Annotated in this window: 16 protein-coding genes; 12 read left to right on the top strand and 4 right to left on the bottom strand. The window is 71.2% G+C overall.

Features of this window, described 5'->3' with window-relative positions; translation table 11 throughout:
- Nucleotides 1-17 precede the first annotated feature (17 nt).
- The gene (locus BSL84_RS06380) at nucleotides 18-1,247 is read right to left on the bottom strand and encodes a DUF349 domain-containing protein (RefSeq protein ID WP_030026613.1); all 1,230 of its coding nucleotides are present in this window, start codon (nucleotides 1,245-1,247) and stop codon (nucleotides 18-20) included.
- Between the two features lie 188 nt (nucleotides 1,248-1,435).
- Nucleotides 1,436-2,221, bottom strand: a complete 786-nt coding sequence (locus BSL84_RS06375; protein WP_030026612.1) for a peptidylprolyl isomerase — start codon at nucleotides 2,219-2,221, stop codon at nucleotides 1,436-1,438.
- 152 nt (nucleotides 2,222-2,373) lie between these two features.
- On the opposite strand from BSL84_RS06375, the gene BSL84_RS06370 reads away from it, so the two are divergent.
- The 4 genes from BSL84_RS06370 (at nucleotide 2,374) to BSL84_RS06355 (ending at nucleotide 6,502) form a co-directional block, all read left to right on the top strand.
- Nucleotides 2,374-3,087, top strand: coding sequence for an MBL fold metallo-hydrolase (locus BSL84_RS06370; RefSeq protein WP_030026611.1), 714 nt, complete (start codon nucleotides 2,374-2,376; stop codon nucleotides 3,085-3,087).
- Nucleotides 3,088-3,097: 10 nt separating this feature from the next.
- Complete coding sequence (gene hisS / locus BSL84_RS06365; RefSeq protein WP_030026610.1) at nucleotides 3,098-4,351, top strand: histidine--tRNA ligase; 1,254 nt, start codon at nucleotides 3,098-3,100, stop codon at nucleotides 4,349-4,351.
- Between the two features lie 121 nt (nucleotides 4,352-4,472).
- Nucleotides 4,473-5,090, top strand: a complete 618-nt coding sequence (locus tag BSL84_RS06360) for a vitamin K epoxide reductase family protein (RefSeq protein ID WP_030026609.1) — start codon at nucleotides 4,473-4,475, stop codon at nucleotides 5,088-5,090.
- Nucleotides 5,091-5,143: 53 nt separating this feature from the next.
- Nucleotides 5,144-6,502, top strand: a complete 1,359-nt coding sequence (locus BSL84_RS06355; protein ID WP_075969986.1) for a replication-associated recombination protein A — start codon at nucleotides 5,144-5,146, stop codon at nucleotides 6,500-6,502.
- Between the two features lie 23 nt (nucleotides 6,503-6,525).
- Here the strand turns inward: BSL84_RS06355 and BSL84_RS06350 are convergent, their stop codons facing one another.
- Nucleotides 6,526-7,452, bottom strand: a complete 927-nt coding sequence (locus tag BSL84_RS06350) for a DUF2470 domain-containing protein (protein WP_420718778.1) — start codon at nucleotides 7,450-7,452, stop codon at nucleotides 6,526-6,528.
- A gap of 55 nt (nucleotides 7,453-7,507) precedes the next feature.
- Here BSL84_RS06350 and rpsD point away from each other — a divergent pair, with 55 nt between their 5' ends.
- Nucleotides 7,508-8,119, top strand: coding sequence for a 30S ribosomal protein S4 (rpsD, locus tag BSL84_RS06345; RefSeq protein WP_030026606.1), 612 nt, complete (start codon nucleotides 7,508-7,510; stop codon nucleotides 8,117-8,119).
- Between the two features lie 127 nt (nucleotides 8,120-8,246).
- Here rpsD and BSL84_RS06340 read toward each other — a convergent pair whose 3' ends face one another.
- Entirely contained in the window at nucleotides 8,247-10,460 is a 2,214-nt protein-coding gene (locus tag BSL84_RS06340) for an ATP-binding protein (protein WP_075969985.1), read from the bottom strand.
- Between the two features lie 161 nt (nucleotides 10,461-10,621).
- Here BSL84_RS06340 and BSL84_RS06335 point away from each other — a divergent pair, with 161 nt between their 5' ends.
- The 7 genes from BSL84_RS06335 to BSL84_RS06300 all read left to right on the top strand — a co-directional run bounded on the left by BSL84_RS06335 (nucleotide 10,622) and on the right by BSL84_RS06300 (nucleotide 17,540).
- Nucleotides 10,622-11,062: a DUF948 domain-containing protein gene (locus BSL84_RS06335; RefSeq protein ID WP_030029002.1), complete on the top strand. Its 441-nt coding sequence runs from the start codon at nucleotides 10,622-10,624 to the stop codon at nucleotides 11,060-11,062.
- 8 nt (nucleotides 11,063-11,070) lie between these two features.
- The gene (locus BSL84_RS06330; RefSeq protein WP_045322072.1) at nucleotides 11,071-11,415 is read left to right on the top strand and encodes a DUF6167 family protein; all 345 of its coding nucleotides are present in this window, start codon (nucleotides 11,071-11,073) and stop codon (nucleotides 11,413-11,415) included.
- Entirely contained in the window at nucleotides 11,415-14,084 is a 2,670-nt protein-coding gene (alaS, locus tag BSL84_RS06325; protein WP_045322071.1) for an alanine--tRNA ligase, read from the top strand. The genes BSL84_RS06330 and alaS overlap by 1 nt, the downstream gene beginning before the upstream one ends.
- Nucleotides 14,085-14,086: 2 nt before the next feature.
- A complete protein-coding gene (ruvX, locus tag BSL84_RS06320; protein WP_030028999.1) occupies nucleotides 14,087-14,557 on the top strand; it encodes a Holliday junction resolvase RuvX in 471 nt (156 codons plus the stop codon).
- 129 nt (nucleotides 14,558-14,686) lie between these two features.
- The gene (gene mltG / locus BSL84_RS06310; protein ID WP_075969984.1) at nucleotides 14,687-16,399 is read left to right on the top strand and encodes an endolytic transglycosylase MltG; all 1,713 of its coding nucleotides are present in this window, start codon (nucleotides 14,687-14,689) and stop codon (nucleotides 16,397-16,399) included.
- A 6-nt stretch (nucleotides 16,400-16,405) separates the two neighbouring features.
- Nucleotides 16,406-17,233 carry a shikimate dehydrogenase gene (locus tag BSL84_RS06305; protein ID WP_075969983.1) on the top strand — a complete coding sequence of 276 codons (828 nt, stop codon included), beginning with the start codon at nucleotides 16,406-16,408 and terminating at the stop codon, nucleotides 17,231-17,233.
- Between the two features lie 115 nt (nucleotides 17,234-17,348).
- On the top strand, nucleotides 17,349-17,540 hold the full coding sequence (locus tag BSL84_RS06300; protein ID WP_075969982.1) for a hypothetical protein: 192 nt from the start codon (nucleotides 17,349-17,351) through the stop codon (nucleotides 17,538-17,540).
- Nucleotides 17,541-17,600 lie beyond the last annotated feature (60 nt).

Genomic DNA, 17,600 nt, shown 5'->3' with positions numbered 1-17,600 from the left:
CGGTGGTGGCGGCCGGATCAGCCGCCGAACTCCTCCAGGCCCTTCAGCGCCTGGTCCAGCAGGGCCTGGCGGCCCTCCAGCTCACGCGACAGCTTGTCGGCCTTCGCGTTGTTGCCCGCCGCGCGCGCCGCGTCGATCTGCTCGCGCAGCTTGTCGACCGCCGCTTGGAGCTGACCGGTCAGACCGGCCGCACGGGCCCGCGCCTCCGGGTTCGTACGCCGCCACTCGCCCTCCTCGGCCTCCTGGATGGCGCGCTCCACCGCGTGCATCCGGCCCTCGACCTTCGGCCGGGCGTCGCGCGGCACGTGGCCGATGCCCTCCCAGCGCTCGTTGAGGGACCGGAACGCGGCACGCGCCGCCTTCAGGTCCGTCACCGGGACGAGCTTCTCGGCCTCCTCGGCCAGCTCCTCCTTGAGCTTCAGGTTCTCGATCTGCTCGGCGTCGCGCTCCGCGAACACCTCGCTGCGCGCCGCGAAGAACACGTCCTGCGCACCCCGGAAGCGGTTCCACAGATCGTCCTCGGCCTCGCGCTGGGCCCGGCCCGCCGCCTTCCAGTCCGCCATCAGCTCGCGGTAGCGGGCGGCCGTCGGACCCCAGTCGGTCGACTTCGACAGCGACTCGGCCTCCGAGACCAGCTTCTCCTTGACCTTGCGGGCGTCCTCGCGCTGCGCGTCCAGCGAGGCGAAGTGCGCCTTGCGGCGCTTGGAGAAGGCGGAACGGGCGTGCGAGAAGCGGTGCCACAGCTCGTCGTCCGACTTGCGGTCCAGGCGCGGCAGGCCCTTCCAGATGTCCACCAGCGCGCGCAGGCGCTCGCCGGCGCTGCGCCACTGGTCGCTCTGCGCCAGCTGCTCGGCCTCGGTGACCAGCGCGTCCTTCGCCGCCCGGGCCTCGTCCGCCTGCTTGGCCTTCTGGAGCTTGCGCTCCTCGCGCCGCGACTCCACCGTCTCGACCAGCTTGTCCAGCCGCACGCGCAGGGCGTCCAGGTCGCCCACGGCGTGGTGCTCGTCGACCTGCGTACGCAGGTGGTCGATCGCCGTCTGCGCGTCCTTGGCGGACAGATCAGTGGTCCGCACCCGCTTTTCGAGGAGGCCGATCTCGACCACCAGGCCCTCGTACTTGCGCTCGAAGTAGGCCAGGGCCTCCTCGGGGGTGCCCGCCTGCCACGAACCGACGACCTGCTCGCCATCGGAAGTACGCACGTACACGGTGCCCGTCTCGTCGACTCGGCCCCACGGGTCGCTGCTCACAGCGCCTCCTCCACCTGATGCCTGCGAGGGGTTCACCCCCTGGGCATCGTCCACAGTTTCCTGGGGCGGGCAGCGCCCGCCCTGCACAACGCCAACATAGGCGACCGCCGGGCCGGCTGTCCGCATCCCGCACGACGGAATATCGGCGCAGGGAGCGGGCCGGCCGGCCCGGGGGCCGCGTCACCCCGTCAGTTCTGCGTGACCGTGCCCTTCTCGATCTTGACATCGTTCTTCGGCGCACCGTCCTGGCCGCCGTCGGCGGTGCCGGCCTTGGCGATCTCCTCCAGCACCTTCAGGCCGGCCGCGTCGATCTTGCCGAACGGCGTGTACGTCGGCGTCAGCGGGCTGTCCTTGTAGACCAGGAAGAACTGGCTGCCGCCCGAGCCGGGCTGGCCGGTGTTGGCCATCGCCACCGTGCCGGCCGGGTAGATCACCTGGCCCTGCTCGTTCGGCTTGCCCAGCGAGTCCAGGTTCTCGTCCGGGATGTTGTAGCCCGGGCCGCCCCGGCCGGTGCCCTCGGGGTCGCCGCACTGGAGCACGAAGATCCCCCCGGCGGTCAGCCGGTGGCACTTGGTGTTGTCGAAGTAGCCCTTGTCGGCCAGCGCCTTGAACGAGTTCACGGTCTGCGGGGTCTTCGCCGCGTCCATCGCGAAGTTGACGTCGCCCGCGCTGGTCTTCAGCGCGAAGGTGTACTTCCCCTTCTGGTCGATCGCCATCTCCGGCGAGGGGGACTGCTTGGGCTCCGGCGGGGTGGCCGAGGCCGACGGGTCCGCCGCCGTGTCCTTCGGGTCCTTGTCACCGTCGAAGACACCGCCCACGATCAGGCCGACCAGCGTCGCGATCACCACGGCGACCGCCGCGCCGATCACCGCCGCCCGCTGCCGGCTCTTCTTCCGGGCCTCGGCGCGGCGCTTCTGCTGGCGCTCGTACTTCTCCCTGGCGAGCTGTCGCCGCCGCTGATCGCTCGTGACCACCGGGTCGTCTCCTTGTACGTGTCTGATACTGCTGTCCGGGCTGGGATAGGCCGTACCGTATATGGGTTCGCTGTGTAATGAGCGGCGCCGGTAGGCTCTGAGCAGCAGGATTGCCGACCTGCACCTCCCGCCGACGACGATTGAGGACGAACGTGCTGATTGCCGGGTTCCCCGCAGGCGCCTGGGGCACCAACTGCTACGTGGTCGCCCCCGCAGCCGGCGAGGAGTGCGTCATCGTCGACCCGGGCCACCAGGCCGCGCAGGGAGTCGAGGAGACGCTGAGGAAGCATCGGCTCAAGCCCGTCGCGGTCGTCCTGACCCACGGCCACATCGATCATGTGGCCTCGGTGGTCCCGGTGTGCGGAGCACACGACGTACCGGCCTGGATCCACCCCGAGGACCGCTACATGATGAGCGACCCGGAGAAGGCCCTCGGCCGCTCCATCGGGATGCCGCTCATGGGCGAGCTGACCGTGGGGGAGCCGGACGACGTCCGCGAGCTGGCCGACGGCGCCGCCCTGAAACTGGCCGGAATGGACTTCTCCGTGGCCCACGCGCCGGGCCATACCAAGGGGTCGGTGACCTTCCGGATGCCCGAGCTGGCCGACGTCCCGCCGGTCTTCTTCTCGGGCGACCTGCTCTTCGCCGGCTCCATCGGACGAACCGACCTGCCGGGCGGCTCCCACACCGAGATGCTCGAATCGCTGGCCCGCGTGTGCCTGCCGCTCGACGACTCGACCGTGGTGCTGTCCGGCCACGGTCCCCAGACCACCATCGGCCGCGAGCGCGCGACCAACCCGTACCTGCGGGAGGTCGCCGCCGGCCTGGCAGCGGACCCGACAGCCGCTCCACGACGAGGAATGTGACGAAAGCTCCGTGGCTACTTTCCAGGCCCCCAAGGGCACGTACGACCTGATCCCGCCGGTCTCCGTGAAGTACCTGGCGGTACGCGAGGCCATCGCGGCCCCGCTGCGCAACTCCGGCTACGGCTACATCGAGACCCCCGGCTTTGAGGACGTGGGCCTCTTCGCCCGCGGCGTCGGGGAGTCCACCGACATCGTCTCCAAGGAGATGTACGCCTTCGAGACCAAGGGCGGCGACCAGCTCGCCCTGCGCCCCGAGGGAACCGCCTCGGTGCTGCGCGCCGCCCTGGAGGCGAGCCTCCACAAGAAGGGCAACCTGCCGGTCAAGCTCTGGTACTCCGGCTCCTACTACCGCTACGAGAAGCCGCAGGCGGGCCGCTACCGCCACTTCTCGCAGGTCGGCGCCGAGGCGATCGGCGCCGAGGACCCGGCGCTGGACGCCGAGCTGATCATCCTGGCCGACCAGGCCTACCGCTCGCTCGGGCTGCGCGACTTCCGGATCCTGCTGAACTCCCTCGGCGACAAGGAGTGCCGCCCGGTCTACCGGGAGGCACTGCAGTCCTTCCTGCGGGGCCTCGACCTCGACGCGGAGACCATGCGCCGCGCCGAGATCAACCCGCTGCGCGTGCTCGACGACAAGCGGGCCGACGTACAGAAGCAGCTCGTCGGCGCCCCGGTGCTGCGCGATTACCTGTGCGACGCGTGCAAGGCCTACCACGAGCAGGTCCGGGTCCTGGTGACCGCGGCCGGCGTCGCCTTCGAGGACGACGACAAGCTGGTGCGCGGCCTGGACTACTACACCCGCACCACCTTCGAGTTCGTCCACGACGGCCTGGGCATCGCGGTCGGCGGCGGCGGCCGCTACGACGGCCTGTCCGAGATGATCGGCGGACCGGCGCTGCCTTCCGTGGGCTGGGCGCTCGGCGTGGACCGCACGGTCCTCGCGCTGGAGAAGGAGGGCGTCGAGCTCGACATCCCCGCGTCGACCACCGTCTTCGCCGTGGCGCTGGGAGAGGCCAAGCCGACCGTCTTCGGCCTCGTGACGCAGCTGCGCAAGGCGGGCGTCGCGGCGGACATGTCCTACGGCGGCAAGGGCCTCAAGGGCGCCATGAAGGACGCGAACCGCAGCGGTGCCCGCTTCGCGATCGTCGCCGGCGACCGCGACCTCGCCGAGGGCGTCGTCCAGCTCAAGGACATGGAGTCCGGGGACCAGACGGCCGTGTCCGTCGCCGAGCTGGTCGACACGGTCAAGGCGCGCCTCGCCTGACGGCGGCCGCGTGCACGCCTGAGGACGGGGCCGGGGGACCTTTCCCCGGCCCCGTCCGTTCACAGGCTCGTACGGCACAATGGCCCGGGCCTTGATCACCTGGCAGATGTGGAGCGGCGGTATGACGACACGGGACACGGACGCGGAGACCGCCCGGGGGACGACCTTCGGGGCGAGCCGGGCACTGGCCCTGCTGCTGGTGATCACGGGTGCCGCGGGCCTGCTCGCCGCCTGGGTGATCACGATCGACAAGTTCAAGCTGCTGGAGGACCCGAACTTCACCCCGGGCTGCAGCCTCAACCCGGTCGTCTCCTGCGGCAACATCATGAAGAGCGACCAGGCGGCGGTCTTCGGCTTCCCGAACCCGATGCTCGGCCTCGTCGCCTACGGGATCGTGGTCTGCGTCGGCATGAGCATCCTGGCCGGCGCCCGCTTCCGCGCCTGGTACTGGCTCACCTTCAACGCCGGCACCCTCTTCGGCGTCGTCTTCTGCGCCTGGCTCACCTACCAGTCGCTCTACAACATCAACGCGCTGTGCCTGTGGTGCTCCCTGGCCTGGGTCGCCACCATCCTGATGTTCTGGTACGTCACCTCCCACAACGTCCGCGCCGGGCTGCTGCCGGCCCCGGGCTGGCTCAGGAGCTTCTTCGAGGAGTTCACCTGGGTGCTGCCGGTGCTGCACATCGGGATCATCGGCATGCTGATCCTGACCCGCTGGTGGGACTTCTGGACCTCCTGACCCGCCCTCCGGCGGCGGGCGGTCCTGTCGGTGCACTCGCTTAGGCTTCCCATGTGGAACCAGACCTGTTCACCGCCGCCGCCGAAGAGCGCCAGGAGAAGGACCCCGCGAGCTCGCCGCTCGCCGTCCGGATGCGCCCGCGCACCCTGGACGAGGTCGTCGGCCAGCAGCACCTGCTGAAGCCCGGATCACCGCTGCGGCGGCTGGTCGGGGAGGGGGCCGGAGGCCCGGCCGGCGCCTCCTCGGTGATCCTCTGGGGCCCGCCGGGTATCGGGAAGACGACCCTCGCCTACGTGGTCAGCCAGGCCACGCAGAAACGCTTCGTGGAACTCTCCGCCATCACCGCGGGAGTCAAGGAGGTACGGGCCGTCATCGAGGGCGCGCGCCGCGCGGCCGGTGGCTACGGCAAGGAGACCGTCCTCTTCCTCGACGAGATCCACCGCTTCAGCAAGGCCCAGCAGGACTCCCTGCTGCCGGCCGTCGAGAACCGCTGGGTGACCCTGATCGCGGCCACCACCGAGAACCCGTACTTCTCGATCATCTCCCCGCTCCTGTCGCGGTCGCTGCTGCTGACGCTGGAACCGCTGACCGACGACGACCTGAGCGCCCTGATGAGGCGCGCGCTCACGGAGGAGCGGGGCCTGGCCGGGGCGGTCACCCTGCCGGCGGACGCCGAGGCGCACCTGCTGCGGATCGCCGGCGGAGACGCCAGGCGGGCGCTGACGGCGCTGGAGGCGGGGGCCGGGTCGGCCATCGCCAAGGGCGAGGACGAGATCACCCTGCTGACGCTGGAGGAGGCGGTCGACCGGGCGGCCGTCCGCTACGACAAGGACGGCGACCAGCACTACGACGTGGCGAGCGCGCTGATCAAGTCGATCCGCGGCTCGGACGTGGACGCCGCGCTGCACTACCTGGCGCGGATGGTCGAGGCGGGGGAGGACCCCCGGTTCATCGCGCGCCGTCTGATGATCTCCGCGAGCGAGGACATCGGCCTGGCGGACCCGACGGCGCTGCCGATCGCGGTCGCCGCGGCCCAGGCGGTGGCGATGATCGGCTTCCCGGAGGCCGCGCTGACCCTCTCGCACGCCACGATCGCCCTGGCCCTGGCCCCGAAGTCGAACACCGCCACGACCGCGATCGGCGCGGCGCTGGCCGACGTACGGGCGGGCCTCGCCGGGTCCGTCCCGGCACACCTGCGCGACGGGCACTACAAGGGCGCGGCCAAGCTGGGGCACGCCGTGGGGTACGTCTACCCGCACGACGTCCCGGGCGCCATCGCCGCCCAGCAGTACGCCCCGGACGAGATCCACGGCAAGCGGTACTACGAGCCGACCCGCTACGGCGCCGAAGCCCGCTACGCGGACGTGGTGGAGAAGGTCCGCGAACGCCTCCGCGGCACCGACCGCGGCTGACCCGGCCGCCCGGCCGGGGGGTCTCAGTGGGAGGCGGCGGACAGCAGGGTGCGCATCGCCCGGCGCAGCCCGCAGATGTCCGCCACCGGCTCGGGGAAGTCGAAGCGGGCGTCGAAGGAGCCGCCGCCGGGGCCGCCCGTGAAGCGGACGCGCAGACCGGCGCGGTCCAGGGCGAGCGGGACGGCGGTCATGCCCCGCGCCCCGCGCTCGCCCAGCAGCCCGCACAGCTCGCCGATCCGGTCGCCGTGGGCCGCGTGCAGGTGCTGGAGGAGTTCCGCCTCGTGCGGGGAGACCGGGTCGGGCTCCGCCGCGGCCAGATCGTCCGGGTCCACCTGCTCGGCGCCCCACAGGTCGTCCACCGTGATCTCGCCGACCTCCAGGCGCAGCATCATCCAGGCCGGCCGCCCGCCGCCGTGCAGGAGGTCCGCGGGGGAGTCGAGGGACTCGCCCAGGCCCAGCAGCTCGCCCACCGGCTGCCGCTCGGCGAGCAGCGCGGCGCAGGGGGCGCGGTCGTCGCCGCGCACCGGAGTCAGCCACCCGGCCAGCCACGCACGGCCTCGGATACGATGGGGCACGGACACCGGCGCCACATCCGTGATCTCGATCACGGCGGTGAGGTCGTCGTCCTGGGCGTGAGCGGCTGCCCTGGCAGCCGTGGATTCCCCTGAGACAAGGAGAATCACGTCCCCGTCCGGGGTGACGGTCCGCGCGACCGGCATCCCCGTCCCGAACTCTTCGGGCCCGTGACTGTCACGAGCACCGATCAGCGTGAGGGATACTGAGGCGTTGGACTCTACGAGGGTTCGTACGCGTTCGGCTCCGGTGAGCTGCCGAACGCCTTCCCTGGGACGCGGCTGACCTTGCTTATCGTCGGCGCAAGCGGATTCTGTTTCGTCTGAATCCGAACTGCGTTGCGCACTGGGCAGGGGGATCCCATGTGGTCGAGACATTACGTCCTCCTCGCTAAGGTAAGCCTCACCTAACTTACATGGAGGTAGGTTCCCCGTGAACCAGAAGCGACCCAAGGTCAAGAAGTCTCGCGCCCTCGGCATCGCCCTGACGCCGAAGGCCGTCAAGTACTTCGAGGCCCGCCCCTACCCGCCGGGCGAGCACGGCCGTGGCCGCAAGCAGAACTCGGACTACAAGGTCCGTCTGCTGGAGAAGCAGCGTCTGCGCGCTCAGTACGACATCTCCGAGCGCCAGATGGCCCGCGCGTACGACCGCGCCAAGAAGGCCGAGGGCAAGACGGGCGAGGCGCTGGTCGTCGAGCTTGAGCGTCGTCTCGACGCCCTGGTCCTGCGTTCGGGCATCGCCCGCACGATCTACCAGGCCCGCCAGATGGTCGTCCACGGCCACATCGAGGTCAACGGCGCCAAGGTCGACAAGCCGTCGTTCCGTGTCCGCCCGGACGACGTCATCACCGTGCGCGAGCGCAGCCGCGAGAAGGTTCCGTTCCAGGTCGCCCGTGAGGGTGGCTACGCAGGCGAGGGCGAGACCCCGCGCTACCTGCAGGTCAACCTGAAGGCCCTGGCCTTCCGCCTGGACCGTGACCCGAACCGCAAGGAAATCCCGGTCATCTGCGACGAGCAGCTCGTCGTCGAGTACTACGCCCGCTGATCTTCCGGCAGGCGTAGCCCTCACAGGCTGGTGGAAACCCGCCGTCCCCTCCACGGGGCGGCGGGTTTTCCGCTTCCCGGCGGACCCCCGCCCTCACGGGCGGCCGACGCCACTTCGACGACACCCCCTACGGCTGGTCCGCCGGCGCCGTGCCGCGCGCGGCCCGCGGGCCGGGCAGCCCGCCGCGCTCGGCCGGCGGCGTCAGCCGCGCCGCCCCCCGCAGCGCCCGCCCCACCAGCGCCTCCCGGCCCAGCTCCCGGCCCTCGGCCGCGCACGCCGCGTACCGCTCGGCGCCCAGCAGCTCGCCCGCCCGCTCCAGGCACATCAGCCGCGGGGCGTTGAAGTACCCCGAGCCGAACAGCCGCAGCCCCACCCCGCCCCACATCGGCTCCGCCGCGCCCTGGAGCACCGCGGCCTCGGCCGGATCGCCCTCAGCGACCGTGACCAGCGCCAGCAGCTCCAGCGCGAGCACCAGCCCGACCAGGTCGTGGAAGGCGTGGTTGATCTCCACGCACTCGCTCAGCAGCCGCCGGGCCTCCTGCACGTCGCCCCCGTCCAGGGCCGCGTACGCCAGCACGTACAGCGCGTACGCCTTCGTCCAGCGCTCCCCGCGCTCCTCGCAGATCTCCCGGACCTCCCCGCACAGCGCGAGCGCGCCCGGCAGGTCCCCGAGGAAGGCCAGCGCCATCCCCAGCTCCACCTGGCACATCAGCACGTTGCTGTTCAGCTCCCCGGCCGCCCGGTACTGCTCCAGCGCCTCGCCGAGCAGTTCCCGGGCCCGGGCCATGTCGTCCGAGACCAGAGCCAGGCAGCCCAGCCGGTGCACCGCGTACGCCGCCGCCACCCGGTTCCCGCTGCGCGCAGCGCCCTCCCGGCACTCGTGCAGCGCGCACATCGAGGCCGTCGCGTCGCCCTGCAGGGCCGCGACGTACCCCAGCACCCACAGGGCCTTCAGCCGCGAACTCTCGTACTCCGCCACCGCCCGGCCCGGGGCGTCCAGGGTCCGCTCCAGCCAGTGCCGCCCCTCGGTCAGGCGTCCGCAGCCCGCCCAGTAGAACCACAGGGTGCCCGCCAGGTACTGGCCCAGGTGCAGCTCGCCGGGCTCGTCCAGACAGCACTCCAGGGCCAGCCGCAGGTTCGGCAGCTCCGCCTCCACCAGCGCGGCCACCTCGTGCTGGCGCTCACTGAACCAGTCCAGCTCGCACCAGGTCGCCAGCCCTATGTACCAGTCCCGGTGCCGGCGGCGCAGCCGCGCCGCGTCGCCCAGGGACTCCAGCCAGCCCGCCCCGTACAGCCGTACGGTCTCCAGCATTCGGAAGCGCACCCCCGCGGCCGTCTCCTCCCGGACCAGCAGTGACTGGGCCAGGAGCTCACCCACCAGGTCGAGGACGCCCTCCACCGGCAGGTCGGGGCCGGCGCACACGTATTCGGCGGCGTCGAGGTCGAACTGTCCCGCGAACACCGACAGCCGCGCCCACAGCAGCCGCTCCGCCGGAGTGCACAGCTCATGGCTCCAGCCGATGGCCGTCCGCAGGGCCCGATGCCTGCTCAGGCCGCCGCGCGAGCCGCCCGTCAGCAGGCCGAAGCGGTCCTCCAGCCGGGCGAGCACCTGGGCCGGGGACAGGGTCCGCAGCCTGCCGGCCGCCAGCTCCAGGGCGAGCGGGATCCGGTCGAGGCGCGCGCACACCTCCGCGAGCTCGGCCCGGTTCGCCGCGGTCAGCGCGAACTGCGGGTCGGCGGCGCGGGCCCGCGCCGCCAGCAGGGCCAGTGCCTCCTCCGGGACCGGCGGGGCGAGCGGGAACGTACGCTCCCCGTCCAGGTCCAGCGGCCGCCGCCCCGCCGCGAGCACGCGCAGGCCGGGGGAGCGCAGCAGCAGCTCGCGGACCAGCCCCGCGGTCTCGTCCACCAGCTGCTCGAAGCCGTCCAGGACCAGCAGCAGCCGCTTGTCCGCCAGGTGCTCGGCCAGCACGGCCCGGGGCGGACGGGTGGTGTGGTCGGTCAGCCCGAGCGCCTCGGAGAGGGCCAGCTCCAGCAGCGACGAATCCCGTACGCAGGCCAGTTCGGCCAGCCACACGCCGTCGCAGTAGCGTTCCTGCCCCGGCGCGTGCGCCTCCTGCGCTCCCTGCGCTCCCTGCGCTCCTTGCGCAGCCTCGGCGGCCGACCGGGCCGCCGCGAGCACCAGCCGGGACTTGCCGACCCCGCCCACACCGGTCACGGTCACCAGCCGGGAGGCCTCCAGGAGCCGCCCCACCTCGGCGAGTTCGGCACCCCGCCCGATGAACCCGCTCAGCTCCGAGGGAAGATTGCCCCGGCCGGTACGTCGAAGGGGTCTGTGTCGCATGGGACACGGAGCGTACTGGTCCCGATGCGCTGCGTACAAAACACGGCGGCCCGGCCCCGAATTCGGGTACGGCCGGGTATCCCCGGCGCGATAGGGTCGGAGGACCATTTGTGGGAATCGCTGCCGCCGGCGGTTCGGGTACAGACAGAGAGCGGTGTGACGTGTCCGGTGTAGAGGTGGCCGGGATCATCGTGGCCGTCTTCTGGGCCATCCTGATCTCCTTCCTCGCCGTCGCCCTGGTGCGGCTGGCGCAGGTGCTCAGGGCGACCACCAGGCTGGTGTCCGAGGTGACCGACCAGGCCGTACCGCTCCTCGCCGACGCCGCCGGCACCGTACGCTCCGCGCGCACCCAGCTCGACCGGGTGGACGCCATCGCGAGCGACGTCCAGGAGGTCACCTCCAACGCCTCCGCGCTGTCCTCCACCGTGGCCACCGCCTTCGGCGGGCCGCTGGTGAAGGTCGCGGCCTTCGGCTACGGCGTGCGCAAGGCGCTGGGCAAGTCGGACGCCGCCCCGGGCGGCGTGCCGCCGAGGGCATCCCGCCGTACTGTGATCGTTGGCCGAACGGTGCCGGGCGCCCGGCGCCGGAAGCAGAAGGACTGAGACCGCCGATGTTCCGCCGAGCCTTCTGGTTCACCGCAGGCGCAGCCGCCGGCGTGTGGGCCACCACCAAGGTCAACCGTCAGCTCAGGAAGCTGACGCCGGAGAGCCTCGCGGCCCAGGCCGCCGACAAGGCCGTCGAGGCGGGACACCGCCTCAAGGACTTCGCCCTCGACGTCAGAGCGGGAATGACACAGCGCGAGGACGAGCTGAACGACGCACTGGGGCTCCACCAGGACCCCGACCGGCCCGACAACGTCACGGCCCTGCCCGGGCCGCGGCGGCTGCGGGCCATCGAGAACGACCAGATCGACCACCGACCAAAGCTTTCGTACAACCGGAATGAGGACCACTGATGGAGTCGGCTGAAATCCGCCGCCGCTGGCTGAGCTTCTTCGAGGAGCGCGGTCACGCCGTTGTCCCTTCGGCGTCGCTCATCGCGGACGACCCGACTCTGCTGCTGGTCAACGCGGGCATGGTCCCCTTCAAGCCGTACTTCCTCGGTGAGACCAGGCCCCCGGCCCCGCGGGCCACCAGCGTGCAGAAGTGCGTCCGGACGCCGGACATCGAAGAGGTCGGCAAGACCACCCGGCACGGCACGTTCTTCCAGATGTGCGGCAACTTCTCCTTCGGGGACTACTTCAAGGAAGGCGCCATCAAGTACGCCTGGGAGCTGCTCACCAGCTCCGTGGCGGACGGCGGCTACGGCCTTGAGCCCGAGAAGCTCTGGATCACCGTCTACCTCGACGACGACGAGGCCGAGACGATCTGGCGCGAGAAGATCGGCGTCCCGGCCGAGCGGATCCAGCGCCTGGGCAAGAAGGACAACTTCTGGTCCATGGGCGTCCCCGGCCCCTGCGGACCGTGCTCCGAGATCAACTACGACCGCGGCCCCGAGTTCGGCGTCGAGGGCGGCCCGGCCGTCAACGACGAGCGCTACGTGGAGATCTGGAACCTGGTCTTCATGCAGTACGAGCGGGGCGCCGGCGACGGCAAGGAGGACTTCCCGATCCTCGGCGACCTGCCGTCGAAGAACATCGACACCGGTCTCGGCCTCGAACGCCTCGCGATGATCCTGCAGGGCGTGCGGAACATGTACGAGACCGACACCCTGCGCGTGGTCATGGACAAGGCCACCGAGCTGACCGGCGTGCGCTACGGCGCCGCCGAGAACACCGACGTCTCGATGCGCGTGGTCGCCGACCACATCCGCACCTCCGTCATGCTCATCGGTGACGGCGTCACCCCCGGCAACGAGGGCCGCGGCTACGTGCTGCGCCGCATCATGCGCCGCGCCATCCGCAACATGCGCCTCATGGGCGCCACGGGCCCCGTCGTCCAGGACCTGGTCGACGTCGTGATCAACACGATGGGACAGCAGTACCCGGAGCTCGTCACCGACCGGGGGCGCATCGAGACCGTCGCACTCGCCGAAGAGGCCGCCTTCCTGAAGGCCCTCAAGGGCGGCACGAACATCCTCGACACCGCCGTGACCGAGACCAAGGCCGCCGGCGGCACGGTCCTCTCCGGCGACAAGGCGTTCCTGCTCCACGACACCTGGGGCTTCCCGATCGACCTCACCCTGGAGATGGCCGCCGAGCAGGGCCTCTCCGTGGACGAGCCCGGCTTCCGCCGCCTGATGCAGGAGCAGCGCGACCGCGCCAAGGCCGACGCCAAGGCCAAGAAGACCGGCCACGCGGACATGTCCGCCTACCGGGAGATCGCCGACGGCGCCGGCGCCACCGAGTTCACCGGCTACGCCACCAACCAGGGCGAGTCCACCATCGTCGGCCTGCTGGTCAACGGCGTCTCCGCGCCCGCCGCCTCCGAAGGCGACGACGTGGAGGTCGTCCTCGACCGGACCCCCTTCTACGCCGAGGGCGGCGGCCAGCTCGCCGACCAGGGCCGCATCAAGCTCGACTCCGGCGCCGTCATCGTCGTCCGCGACGTGCAGCAGCCCGTCCCGGGCGTCTCCGTGCACAAGGGCTCCGTCCAGGTCGGCGAGGTGACGGTGGGCGCCTCCGCGTACGCCGCCATCGACGTGACCCGCCGCCGGGCCATCGCCCGCGCCCACTCGGCCACGCACCTGACCCACCAGGCGCTGCGCGACGCCCTCGGCCCCACGGCCGCCCAGGCCGGATCCGAGAACAGCCCCGGCCGCTTCCGCTTCGACTTCGGCTCCCCGAACGCCGTCCCCGGCTCGGTCCTCACCGACGTCGAGCAGAAGATCAACGACGTGCTCTCGCGGGAGCTCGACGTCACCGCCGAGATCATGAGCATCGACGAGGCGAAGAAGCAGGGCGCCATCGCCGAGTTCGGCGAGAAGTACGGCGAGCGCGTGCGCGTCGTGACCATCGGCGACTTCTCCAAGGAGCTGTGCGGCGGCACCCACGTCGGCAACACCTCCCAGCTGGGTCTGGTGAAGCTGCTCGGCGAGTCCTCCATCGGCTCCGGCGTGCGCCGCGTCGAGGCCCTCGTCGGTGTGGACGCCTACAACTTCCTCGCCAAGGAGCACACGGTCGTCGCCCAGCTCCAGGAGCTGGTCAAGGGCCGTCCGGAGGAGCTGCCGGAGAAGATCGCCTCCATGCTCGGCAAGCTGAAGGACGCCGAGAAGGAGATCGAGAAGTTCCGCGCGGAGAAGGTCCTCCAGGCCGCCGCGGGCCTCGCCGAGAACGCCCAGAACATCAACGGCGTGGCGCTCGTCGTGGGCCAGGTGCCGGACGGCACCGGCGCCGACGACCTGCGCAAGCTGGTCCTCGACGTCCGCGGCCGCATCCCTGGCGACCGCCCGGCGGTGGTGGCCCTGTTCACCGTGGCGAACGACCGCCCGCTGACCGTCATCGCCACCAACGAGGCGGCCCGCGAGCGCGGCTTCAAGGCCGGTGACCTGGTCCGTACCGCGGCCAAGACCCTCGGCGGCGGCGGTGGCGGCAAGCCGGACGTCGCCCAGGGCGGCGGCCAGAACGCGGCTGCCGTCCCCGAGGCCATCAGCGCCGTCGAGCGCCTCGTCGTAGAGACGGCCTGACGATGACACTGCGCCGCGGCCGCCGACTGGCCATCGACGTCGGGGACGCCCGGATCGGGGTCGCCTCCTGCGACCCCGACGGGGTGTTGGCCACACCGGTGGAAACCGTTCCGGGCCGGGACATCCCCTTCGCCCACCGGCGGCTGCGGCAGCTCGTCGAGGAGTACGAGCCCCTCGAAGTCGTGGTCGGCCTCCCCCGCTCGCTCAGCGGGCGGGAGGGGCCGGCCGCGGCCAAGGTGCGCGCCTTCGCGAACGAACTCGCCAAGGGCATCAAGCCGGTGACGGTCCGTCTGGTGGACGAGCGGATGACCACGGTCACCGCGGCCCAGGGTCTGCGGGCCTCCGGCAGGAACGCGAAGAAGGGCCGCTCGGTGATCGATCAGGCCGCCGCTGTGGTGATCCTCCAGAACGCTCTTGAGACCGAACGGGTATCAGGTAATCCGCCTGGCGAGTGCGTCGAAGTGGTTGTCTGATCGCGATACGGTAACGTTCCGCGCGATGAGACGGCATTCGAACAGCCGTCGCCCACCGTCAAAGAGGCGGAACCGGGCGTCGCGGACGACGGAGTCCGTGGCCCCGCGTCTCGCGGCTCTAGGGGACCGATGACTGAGTATGGCCGGGGCCGTGGCCCCGAACCCTGGCACCCTGAGGACCCCCTGTACGGGGACCAGGGGTGGACCGGGCACCAGACCCAGCAGGGCCAGGTGCCGTACGCCGGTGCCCCGCAGCAGGAGTACCAGCAGCAGTACCCCCAGCAGCCGCAGTACCAGGAGTACCAGCAGTACCCCGAGTACCAGCAGCAGCAGTACGCGCAGCAGCAGCCCCAGCCGCAGCAGGGGTACGCCCAGCAGCAGCCGCAGCAGGCCCAGCACCCGCAGCAGTACGCCCAGCAGCAGGGGCAGCCCCAGCAGCCGGTGTACGACAGCCAGGGCTGGGACACCGGGCAGGGTCAGTACACGGCCGCGGTGCAGACCGACCCGTTCGCGGGCGCGGACTACGCCCAGCACCCGTCGGCCGGCTATCCCGGCGAGACGCCCGACCTGTACGGCACGGACGAGGCCTACCCGCCGCCGCAGCCGCCGGGCCGGCGCCACCTGGAGCCGGAACCGGTCGAGGAGGAGCCCGAGGCCGGGCTTCCCGCCGGCGGTGCGGGCGGTCGCGACGGCGAGGACGACGGCGACGAGCCCGCGGGCCGCCGCGGCGGCCGTTCCCCGAAGGGCGGCAAGAAGCAGCGCAGCGGCACGGCCTGCCTGCTCGCCGCCGTGGTCATCCTCGGCGTCGTCGGTGGCGGCGGCTACTACGCCTACAACTACATCAAGGTCAGGTTCGCCCCCGCCGAGGACTTCGCGGGCGAGGGCTCCGGCGAGATCGTGGACGTGGAGATCCCCAAGGGCGCCGGCCTGGGGCAGATGGGCCGCATCCTCAAGGAGGCGGGCGTCGTCGCCAGCGCCCAGGCCTTCGTCGACGCGGCGAACGCCAGCCCCATGGGCAAGTCCATCCAGCCCGGCGTCTACCCGATGAACAAGAAGATGTCGGGTGCTGCCGCCGTCGCTCTGATGATCGACCCCACCAAGCTGAACGTCATCACCGTCACCGAGGGCATGCGCAACGCCAAGGTGTACGAGGCGATCGACAAGAAGCTGAAGAAGCCCGAGGGCACCACCCGGGAGATCGCCCTGCGCGACGCCAAGAACCTCGGGCTGCCGGCCTGGGCCGGGAACAACCCCAAGCTCATGGACCCGCTCGAAGGCTTCCTCTTCCCGGCGCGCTACGACCTCAGCAAGGACAGCACCCCCGAGTCGCTGCTCCGGCAGATGGTCAAGAACGCCAGCGACAAGTACCTGGAGCTGGGCATCGAGGCCAAGGCCAAGGAGCTCGGCCTGGAGAACCCGCTGCAGGTCGTCACGGTCGCCAGCCTCGTCAACGCCGAGGGCAAGAACCACGACGACTTCCGCAAGATGTCCGAGGTCGTCTACAACCGCATGAAGAAGACCAACGACGTCACGAACCAGAAGATCGAGTTCGACTCGACGTACAACTACGCCAAGAACCAGAGCGAGATCAACTTCAACCTCAAGGAAGCCCAGGCGTTCAACCACCCGTACAACACCCACTTCATCCGGGGGCTGCCCGTCGGCCCCATCGGGAACCCGGGCACGGACGCCCTAACCGCTACGCTCAACCCGGACCACGGCGGCTGGATGTTCTTCGTGTCGGTCGACGGCAACACGACGACCTTCACCAAGACCTACGACGAGCACCTCAAGCTCGTCGCCGAGTTCCAGGAACGGCAGAGGCAGAAGAACGGCGGGTAGCAGGACATGACACGGATACGGGCCGCGGTGCTGGGTTCACCCATCGAGCACTCGCTCTCACCGGTGCTCCACCGTGCCGCCTATCGGGAGCTCGGCCTCGACGACTGGTCGTACGACCGCTTCGAGATCGACGAGGCCGCGCTCCCCGGTTTCGTCGCCGGGCTCGGCCCCGAATGGGCCGGGCTGTCGCTGACCATGCCGCTCAAGCGGGCGGTCATCCCGCTGCTGGACGGCGTCAGCGACACGGCGGCCTCCGTCGAGGCCGTCAACACGGTCGTCCTCACGCGGGACGGCCGGCGCCTGGGCGACAACACCGACATCCCCGGCATCGTCGCCGCACTCCACGAGCGCGGCGTCGAGAAGGTCTCCTCGGCCGCCATCCTCGGCGCCGGGGCCACCGCCTCCTCGGCGCTCGCCGCGCTGTCGCGGATCTGCACCGGCGAGGTCACGGCGTACGTCCGCTCCTCGGCGCGCGCCGACGAGATGCGCCAGTGGGGCGAGCGGCTGGGCGTCCCCGTACGCACGGCCGACTGGTCCGGGGCGGCCGCGGCGCTGGAGGCCCCGCTGGTCGTCGCGACCACACCGGCCGGGGCCACCGACGCGCTGGCCGCGGCGGTACCGGCCGCGCCGGGCACCCTCTTCGACGTCCTCTACGACCCCTGGCCGACCGCCCTCGCGGCAGCCTGGTCGCAGCGCGGCGGCAAGCTCCTCGGCGGCCTGGACCTGCTGGTGCACCAGGCGGTCCTCCAGGTCGAGCAGATGACCGGCCGCTCCCCGGCGCCGCTCGAAGTGATGCGGCGGGCGGGCCTCGCGGCCCTCTCCGGATCCTGCTGAGACGTCGCTGCGGCGCGGCCCGCCCGCCGGATCCAGTCATCCGGACGGGTATTCGACTACTCGTCGGTAATGTCAGCCGTTACCCTGTTCACCTGCACTTCCACAGGGGGATGGGATGGACGGGACGGACACGGACCACGTGCTCGCGTCGAAGTGGGACATCGCCTTCGCGCTCTTCACCCTCGTCAGGGTGGCCTTCGGAGGCCTGCCGGTCTGGGCCAAGGCGATCGTCTTCGGACTCGTGGGTTCCGTCGGCGTCTGGACGGCGATCAGCTGGCTCCGCAGGCGCCGCAGCCGGGTCCGCTGACCGCCAAGGCGTCCGATAGCTGGACCGGGGCCCGGGAAACCACTCCGGACGTGGGAGGAT

Source organism: Streptomyces sp. TN58 (assembly GCF_001941845.1).
Lineage (GTDB): Bacteria > Actinomycetota > Actinomycetes > Streptomycetales > Streptomycetaceae > Streptomyces.
Note: the sequence above shows the minus strand (reverse complement) of the source record. Positions and strands in the feature narration are given on the sequence as shown.